The sequence below is a fragment of the Saccharopolyspora sp. genome (assembly GCF_017434145.1).
GTDB lineage: Bacteria > Actinomycetota > Actinomycetes > Mycobacteriales > Pseudonocardiaceae > Saccharopolyspora_C > Saccharopolyspora_C galaxeae.
This window is the reverse complement of the sequence record NZ_JAFRFW010000077.1, coordinates 1-6,337: the sequence shown is the minus strand read 5'-3', so window position 1 is coordinate 6,337 and position 6,337 is coordinate 1. Positions and strand designations below refer to the sequence as shown.

Genomic DNA, 6,337 nt, shown 5'->3' with positions numbered 1-6,337 from the left:
GGTCACCGTGCGCAGCGCCGCGCGAACCGATCCCGCGCCGCAGCGCCGGGCCGCGGCGGCGTCCGCGGCGAGTTCGACGAGCACGCGCACCGCAGGCGGCGCGGCCCTGAACAGCGGCACGAACGGCAGTCCCTTGGCGAGCGCGGTCGCGAGCAGGACCAGCGCGTGGTGCCGTCCGGCCAGGTGGGCCCGCTCGTGCGCGAGGACCGCATCCCGGGCTTCGGCGTCGAGATGCTGCACGCCGCTGGTCGCCACGATCGCACCGCGCCGGCCGCCGAGGCTGTAAGCCACCGGCATCGCCTGATCCAGCCACAACACCGCGGAATCCGGATCTCGGCGGGACAGCAGCCGCACCGCGGTCAGGTGGCGACGCCGCAGCGCGGCTTCCTTCCGAACGAGCCCAGCGGCCACGACCAGCAGGCGCAGCACCGCGACCGCCACGAGTGCGGCACCGCCGAGCCGGGCCACGTACTCCCAGGCCGCCGTGTGGCCGTGCACCACGTTGACGCAGCTGCGCGCCATGCCGAGCAGACCGTCGACAGAGCCGTTGTTCGGGATCAGCAGCAGCACCGCACCGGTGATCGCCGCACCGATCGCCACGAGCGGGGACGCGATCCACCCCGCCAGCGCGATGCCGGGGCGCACCCGGGGATTGAGCAGGCCGCGCAGGTACGCCTGGCCGAAGGCTGCGATCACGACCGCGCCGGCGAGCAGGCCGATGGCGATCGTCATGGCTTTCCGCGCCCGTTCTCCAGCGCTCGCCGCAGCAGTTCCGACTCGTGTTCGGAGACCGAGGCGGCGAAGTGCAGCAGGACCGACTCGGCGTCGCCGGACGAGTCGAGCACCTCGCGGAGCACGTGCGCACCCGCCTCTTCCCGCGAGCGCACGGGCCAATAGCTGTAGCCGCGCCCGATCCGGGTGCGCTGCACCCAGCCCTTGCCGTGCAGGTGATCGAGGACCGTCATGATCGTGGTGTAGGCGAACGCGCGCTCGGCGGAGAGCCGATCGAGTACATCGCGCACGCGGAGCTGTTCATCGGCCGCCCACAGGACGTCCATCACCTTGAGCTCCAGCTCACCGAGACCGAGCATCGCACCTCCAGCGTCGGCCAGTCTAAGGCGTGCCGCGGGTTCGCCGTGCACAACGGCCCGCCGGTGCTCATCGAGGACCTCCAAGCGGGGAGCGGACGGATCACGGGGCGGTTTTCCTCCGGGCCGACCGGAACTTCCTACTATGCTACATAGTAGATCGTTCCCGCGGGAAGAGGAGATGTGCGGCCCACCCGCGTCGCTGGGCTGCTGTCTTAGGAATGCGCCATCTTCTCCTGGACGAGGAACCGGGTCGCGGACTCCCGGAAGTCAGCGACGAGCGGGCTGCGGTCGTCGGCGCGGGTGGCGACGACCACCTGGCAGGGTTCGATGCCCTCGACGGGGACGGTGGCGAGGTCGTCCCGGAGGGCGCAGCGCCGGTCGTTCGCGGGTACCAGGGCGACGGCGCGCCCGTCCGCGACGACCTCGAGCTTGTCCTCGAACGTGTCGACGAGCATCGGACCGAGGGGAGCCGGGCTGCCGTCCGGGCGGGGTTCGAGCCGCCAGAAACCGGTCCAGACCGCGGCCATGCCGGCACAGGCCACGAGGGGTTCGTCGGTGAAGTCTTCCGGGCGCACCGACTCCCTCTCGGCAAGGCGATGGGATGCGGGTACGAGGAGTGACCTGGGTTCGTCGTAGAGGGTGGTCACGCGCAGGTCGTCGGTCGGGATGGGCAGCGGCGTGCGGGCGACGAGCATGTCGACTCGACCGTCGGGCAGGGCGCCCGTTTCGTTCCAGTCCAGGTGCCGGGTGCGGACGTGGGCGTCGGGACGACGGCAGCGCAGGTCCCGCACCGCGGGGGTGATGACGAGGTCCTCGACGTATCCGACGGTGACCGTGTGCGGCGGCGCGGCCGCGCGTGCGGTGTGCACCGCCCGGTGGGCGGAGTGCAGGAGTTCCTGCGCTCGGGGGAGGAAGGCCGCGCCGGCGGCGGTGAGGCTGCTGCCCTGGGTGGTGCGTTCCAGCAGGCGGACTCCGAGGGCGTCCTCCAGCCGCTGGATCTGGCGGCTCAGCGAAGGTTGAGCGATGTGCAACGCGGCTGCCGCCCGGGCGAAGTTCAGGTGCTCGGCGACGACCGTGAAGTACCGCACCAACCGCAGATCGAGGTCCGAGTCGAGGTCGAGCGCCGGAGGTCGCGAGGCTTCGTCGGACACCCGGCCACTCTACGCGTCATTCCGATTCTGCATGACGAGGTGCGAAACAGGTCTTGGACGCCCAGCTCAGAAGGCCGTTGACTCGATGTTGTGCCGCCGGGGCCGACCCTCCGGCACGAGATCCGGAAGCCAAGAAGGAGACGTCTGATATGGGCAGGTATGCGGACAAGCACGTCGTGATCACAGGAGGCAGCAGCGGATTGGGCCTGGCCACCGCGCGGCTGCTCGTGGACGAGGGGGCGCGCGTGCTGATCACCGGGCGCAGCCAGGCCACTCTGGATGGCGCCCGTGACCAGCTCGGCGAGAACGCGATCGCGGTCCGCGGCGACGCGTCCTCGTCGCCCGACATCGATGCGCTGGCCGAGCGGGTGAAGGCTGAGTTCGGCACGGTCGACGCCCTGTTCGCCAACGCCGGGATCAACGGTTTCGCACCGTTCGAGGCGACCAGCGAGGAGCTCTTCGACGATGTGCTGACCATCAACGCCAAAGGCCCGTACTTCACGGTGCAGAAGCTCGCTCCGCTGCTGGCCGAGGGCAGCGGCGTGGTGCTCACCACGTCGGTGGCGAACGTGTTGGGTCTGCCGATGCTCAGCGCGTACGCGGCCAGCAAGGCGGCGGTGCGCTCGATGACCCGCAGCCTGGCCCGGGAACTGCTCCCGCAGGAGATCCGCGTCAACGCGGTCAGCCCCGGCCCGATCGACTCCGGGATCCTGGAGAAGTCGCTGCCCTTGGAGACGGCCGAACAAACGAAGACGCAGATGGCTGCGGACAACCCCATGCTGCGCATGGGCGCCCCCACCGAGGTCGCCAAGGCAGTCGCGTTCCTCGCGTTCGACGCCACCTACACCACCGGAGCCGAACTCGCGGTGGACGGCGGCGGCTCCCAGCTCTGACTGCCGCTGCCGAAGCCAGGCGGGAGAGCCAAGACGCGTGAACCGGCTCGACGCGCCGGGCCCGCTTCAGCGGTGGCTCAGGCACTGGGGGACTAGGTGAGCAGCCGCGTCCGGACGGAGTCGGTTTGGGCGGCATGGGCGATGGTGAGAGCCATCGCCAGGCCGGCGTCGTGCACGAACCGGTCGCCTTCGGGGCGTGCGGCGGCGATGGCGAAGGCGGCGGTGTGATTGCCGTCTTCGGGCGGGAGATCGAAGGAGAGCATGGGGTGGATCGCGGGGATGCGCAGCGAGACGTTGCCCATGTCGGTCGAGCCGAACATCGTGTCCGGGTAGTCGGGGAAGGTCCGGCCGATGGCCTTGGCGTTCTGCTCGAACAGCGGCGCCAAGTCGGGATCATGCCGGAATTCGCGGTAAATGGACGGTAATGCGCTGTACTCGACGCTGGTGCCGGTGGCGACGGCGCCGGCGTCGAAACAGCGGCGCACCCGCTCCCACACTTCGTCGACTTCGGCAATGGTGTCGCAGCGGATCATGCAGTCGGTGACCGCGCGGTCGGGGATGACGTTGACGGCCGCCCCGGCCTCCTTGACGACGTGGTGCACCCGGACGCCATCGCGCAACTGCTGGCGCAGCAGCCCGATGGCGGTCTGGGCGACGACCGTCGCGTCCCCGGCGTTCAACGCGTTCCAGGGTCGCGACGCGTGCCCGCCGCGACCCGTGTACGTCACCTGCCAGGAGCGCGAAGCGCGCAGCTGCGGCGTGACGACGTCCTTGAGCGATGGGTGCACCATCATGGCCGCGTGGGTGTCGTCGAAGACGCCGCGGTTCACCATGATCTCCTTGCCGGTTCCCCTTTCCTCGGCAGGAGTGCCGACGACCCGCACCGTCAGCCCGAGTTCGTCGGCGTAGGGGGCCAAGGCCAGGGCGGCGCCGACGGCGGACGCGGCGATGACGTTGTGGCCGCAGCCGTGGCCGATGCCGGGCAGCGCGTCCATTTCCGCGCAGAGGGCGAAGACCAGGTCACCGTGTCCGGCCGACGCCACGAACGCCGTCGGCAGGTCGGCCACGCCTTCCTCCACGGTGAACCGCCCGCCGTCTTCGAGCGCCGCGATGATCGACGCCGAGGTTTCGTGCTCTTCGAAGGCGAGTTCCGGGTTGGCGTTGATCCGGTGCGAAAGTTCCAGGACCGAGTCCAGGTTCCGCTCGAACGTGCCCTCGATGCGTTCGTTGGTACCGGTCATCGCGACAGGTCCTTTCCGCTGAGTACGTGGTTGGCGATCTGGGCGTGCGTGGCGAACCAGACGTCCTCGTGCGAGGCGATGTGCTCGAGGAGTTCGGTGAGGATCGCGATGCGGGAGCGGTGCCCGATGCAGTGGGGGTGCATCGTGAGCTGGAAGATCCCGCCCTCGGCGTAGGCGGCATCGAACTCGTCGCGCCAGAGCGACAGCACGCCCCGCGGCGGTGTGTACGGCCGTAGCGAGGTGAAGCGGTCCATCGTGAAGTACGGCATGTCGTCGCGGATCCACTCCACCGGCAGTTCGACGATGCCGGTTGGTTCTCCGTCGGCGAGGATCTCGTAGCAGTCGTCATCTGCCATCAGTGACGAGTCGTACGTCAGGCCCAGCTCGCGGATGATCCGCAGAGAGTGGGCGGAGAAATCCCACGACGGGGTTCGGATGCCGACCGGGCGTGTTCCGCCGAGGCGCTCCAGCGTGTCCGCGGCCCGGAATGTCAGGTCGCGTTCGGCCTCGGGTGGTAGCCGGGTGTTGCGTTCGTGGATCCAGCCGTGCAGCGCGACCTCGTGCCCGGCGTCCACATAGGACTTTATTTCGCCGTCGTGCAGGAGCGCGGACACCGCAGGCATGAAGAACGTCGACCGCGCCTCGAAGCGTTCGAGCAGCGTCAGGATGCGTGGCACACCGACGCGAGCACCGTACTCGCCCTGGGACAGCGTGCCCGGCAGCACATTGCCGTCACGCAGCGCGGGTGTTTCGTGGTCGGAGTCGAACGACAATGCCACAGCGGCTTTCGCGCCACCGGGCCAGGAATCCGGTCGCAGCGGACGCCCGGCGCGCACACGTTCGACGTGCCCGCGCCAGGTCGGCTCGTCCCACTGCCACGGCTGCTGCTCGGTCATGCTTCCTCCACGACGTTGTGGTTCTTCGAAGTTCGCCGCACGAGCCCGTCCTCGTCGACCACAATGGACGGGTCCAGCTCCCTGGACGCCTCCGCGAACCGGGCGAGGATCGAGGCCGCCGCCTCGGGCCGCGGCATGATCGGCTGGCTGTCCGTGTCGAGCTCGATGGGATCCAGGCGAAGCGTGGGCCCGTCGGCCCCGCCCAGCTGCACGCGGAACACGGCGCTCTCGTACCAGGGGCCCGTCAACAAGGCCGGTTGGTAGGGAGGGGCCGGATGAGCGTCTTCCTGCGCGGCCATCGAGTCCGGGCTCCACCCGTCGCACCAGTCGAAGACGAAGTTGCCGGTGGAGTACAGGATCAGCCCGCGTTCGTAGAACTCGGCCGGATGCAGGCAGTGCGGGTGGTGTCCGATGACGAGGTCCGCGCCGGCGTCGATCAGGCGCCGCCCCAACGGCTGCTGATACTGCGCCAGCGGCCCCTGCGCGGTCGGCAGGTAGCAGAACGGAACGCCCCAGTGCAGCGCCACGGCGACGAAGTCGTTGCGCCGCTTGGCTTCGCCGATCAGGGCCGCTGCCGCTCGCACGTCCGGCTCGTGCGCGCTCGAATGCACGAAGGGCGGCGTTCCCGGGGTCTCGTCCAGGAAGGTGCTGTCGAACTCGAAGCTTTGGCGCACCCGGATCGCCCCGATACCGGCCCGGTCGGCCGTCGCATTGGCGCCCAGCGGGAGCGCGGAGCAGAAGCTGAAGAATGCCAAGGTCTTCTCGCCGACGGACACCACGCGGGGACGGGTCGCCTCGGAGAGCGATTCGCCGAACCCGGCGTGCAGGACTCCCGCAGCATCCAGCGCCCGCACCGTGTCCCGCATGCCCTCGGCGCCGTAGTCCATCGCGTGGTTCATGGCCAGGGACACCATGTCGAAGCCGAATGCCGCGAGTTCCGCCGCGCCTGACGTCGGCGCGCGCATCGTGACCAGTTTCTCGGCGCGCTGACCGGACTCGGTGAGCGGAACCTCCAGGTTGCCGATCGTCAGGTCACCGCCCCGGAGAAGCCCGAACGCCGAGTCG

7 protein-coding genes are annotated in these 6,337 nt (G+C 69.7%); 1 reads left to right on the top strand and 6 read right to left on the bottom strand.

Features of this window, described 5'->3' with window-relative positions; translation table 11 throughout:
- The 3 genes from IJH84_RS01935 to IJH84_RS01925 form a co-directional block, all read right to left on the bottom strand.
- Positions 1–732: M56 family metallopeptidase (locus IJH84_RS01935; RefSeq protein ID WP_295139550.1), on the bottom strand; the 732-nt coding region annotated here is incomplete at its 3' end.
- Complete coding sequence (locus IJH84_RS01930; protein WP_295139549.1) at positions 729–1,091, bottom strand: BlaI/MecI/CopY family transcriptional regulator; 363 nt, start codon at positions 1,089–1,091, stop codon at positions 729–731. The genes IJH84_RS01935 and IJH84_RS01930, both read right to left, overlap by 4 nt.
- A 212-nt stretch (positions 1,092–1,303) precedes the next feature.
- Positions 1,304–2,242, bottom strand: a complete 939-nt coding sequence (locus IJH84_RS01925) for a LysR family transcriptional regulator (protein WP_295139547.1) — start codon at positions 2,240–2,242, stop codon at positions 1,304–1,306.
- 149 nt (positions 2,243–2,391) lie between these two features.
- Between IJH84_RS01925 and IJH84_RS01920 the strand changes: the two genes are divergently transcribed.
- Positions 2,392–3,135, top strand: a complete 744-nt coding sequence (locus IJH84_RS01920) for an SDR family oxidoreductase (protein WP_295139545.1) — start codon at positions 2,392–2,394, stop codon at positions 3,133–3,135.
- 92 nt (positions 3,136–3,227) lie between these two features.
- On the opposite strand, the gene IJH84_RS01915 is transcribed toward IJH84_RS01920, so the two are convergent.
- The 3 genes from IJH84_RS01915 to IJH84_RS01905 all read right to left on the bottom strand — a co-directional run.
- Positions 3,228–4,376: a M20 family metallopeptidase gene (locus IJH84_RS01915; RefSeq protein WP_295139543.1), complete on the bottom strand. Its 1,149-nt coding sequence runs from the start codon at positions 4,374–4,376 to the stop codon at positions 3,228–3,230.
- On the bottom strand, positions 4,373–5,272 hold the full coding sequence (locus IJH84_RS01910) for a polysaccharide deacetylase (protein WP_295139542.1): 900 nt from the start codon (positions 5,270–5,272) through the stop codon (positions 4,373–4,375). The genes IJH84_RS01915 and IJH84_RS01910 overlap by 4 nt, the downstream gene beginning before the upstream one ends.
- Positions 5,269–6,337 (bottom strand): CapA family protein (locus IJH84_RS01905; protein ID WP_295139540.1); only part of this gene is annotated, 1,069 nt, incomplete at its 5' end. The genes IJH84_RS01905 and IJH84_RS01910, both read right to left, overlap by 4 nt.